The 1788-nt window shown below is 41.4% G+C and carries 1 protein-coding gene; it reads left to right on the forward strand.

The window, feature by feature from the left end:
• The first annotated feature begins 137 nt into the window (after positions 1-137).
• Complete coding sequence (locus MTCD1_RS18190) at positions 138-1667, forward strand: transposase (protein WP_057183666.1); 1530 nt, start codon at positions 138-140, stop codon at positions 1665-1667.
• Positions 1668-1788 lie beyond the last annotated feature (121 nt).

The raw sequence follows: 1788 nt of genomic DNA on the forward strand, positions 1-1788 counted from the left end.
GGCGTTGAGGCTGTAGAATTTCTCCAAAAAGGAATATTCCATGTTCCTTTTACTATTTCTGGTTTGTTTGTTTTTTAACCTTGCGCCGCGATCTTGCTTGTGATCTAATAGATATTATTCATCCACTGTAAAACGTTATGGCGAACTACAAGCCCGATTTATCTTGTCAAAGTAAGTTCATTCCCATTGATTTTTCCGCTCAAATTATTCCCGGTACATTCGAATATGCACTAGCGCATATTATCGATAATCATCTCGATTTATCAGGGTTTGACCATTGGTTTGATAATGATAAAGGCGGCGCAGCCGCCTATTCACCGTCAGTGATGTTAAAAATCATCTTGTTTGGTTACTCCCGTGGTTATATCACCAGTCGCCGTATTGCCAATGCTTGTGCAACCAATATTACCTTCATGAGTTTATCGGGCGATGTGCAGCCACACTACACTTCCATCGCCTCATTTGTTGCTCGAATGAAAGACCAAATAGAGCCGCTGTTTACTCAAGTGCTGATGATATGTGACAAGGAAGGTTTAATTGGTCGCCACATGTTCGCCATTGATGGTTGTAAAATAAAATCGAATGCCAGTAAAGAGTGGAGCGGTACTATAGAAGAGTTAACACGCAAGGAAGCGACGTTGCGACGAGCAAGTCAACGAATATTAGCCAGACACCAAGCACAAGATGGTTTGAATGAAGACGAGATTAATCACGACCTGAAACAAAAAGATAAGCTTGATAAGTGTGCTAAAAAAATACAACACTTTCTGGCGAATAATAAAGATAAAATAGGCAGCAGAGGCAAACCGGTAAAAAGTAATATCACAGACCCAGACAGTGCCAAGATGACCACATCTAAGGGCACCATTCAAGGCTACAATGGTATTGCGATTAATGATGACAAGCATCAAATAATACTCCAAGCCCAAACATGGGGCTCTGTCGGAGAGCAACAGACACTTAAACCCGCTATTGAACAACTCAAAAAGCTATTCGACAAACTCGGTACACCCGACTCGCTTCATCAGGCAAAGTTCACCGCTGATAGTGGTTTTCACAGTGAGGTGAATCTTGAGTATATGGCAACAACCGGGCTTGATACTTATATAGCCGATACCCAGTTTAGAAGTCGTAATCCATTATTCAAAGAAAGTGAAACCTATCATACAGAGCAAGAAAAACGGCGATTAAAGCGCAGTAAAGGCAGACCGAGGTTATTTAGCCGAGAAGATTTTCATTTTAACTCAACAAACAACACCTGTATTTGCCCTGCGGGAAAAAGCCTGTGGCTACAAAGTAAATGTATTGACGTTGGCGGTAAAAAGTACAGTCGATTTACAGGGTATTTAAAAGACTGCCGCGCGTGTCCCTTACAAAAACAGTGCATGAGAAACACCCCGCAATCAACGGGCAGGCAAGTACAGTTTCTCCAGCAATCTGAACAGAAAGTTAGTTATAGCGACAAAATGAAAGTAAAAATAGACAGTCCCATGGGCCGACGACAATACAGTAAACGACTGGGTGCAATAGAGCCTGTTTTTGGCAATATCACCGTGAATAAAGGTATGAATAAATTCACCTTGCGTGGACAAGAGAAAGTGAATACGCAATGGCAAATGTACTGCTTAGTACATAATATTGAAAAGCTAAGAAATAGCCTGCATTAAGGCGAACCCCGCCCGTATATATCCTCGAAAACAGCCGTAAAAGACAAAAGCCAGTAAAACTTCCCCAGTATTTACCCCCCCATTGATGAAAAATAAAAATCGCCAAAAACGTAAACGTTTT

Source organism: Colwellia marinimaniae (genome assembly GCF_002207865.1).
Classification (GTDB): domain Bacteria; phylum Pseudomonadota; class Gammaproteobacteria; order Enterobacterales; family Alteromonadaceae; genus Colwellia; species Colwellia marinimaniae.

Coding starts and splice junctions, on each gene's coding strand:
- MTCD1_RS18190 (WP_057183666.1), top strand. CDS start 138: ATGGCGAACTACAAGCCCGATTTATCTTGTCAAAGTAAGTTCATTCCC.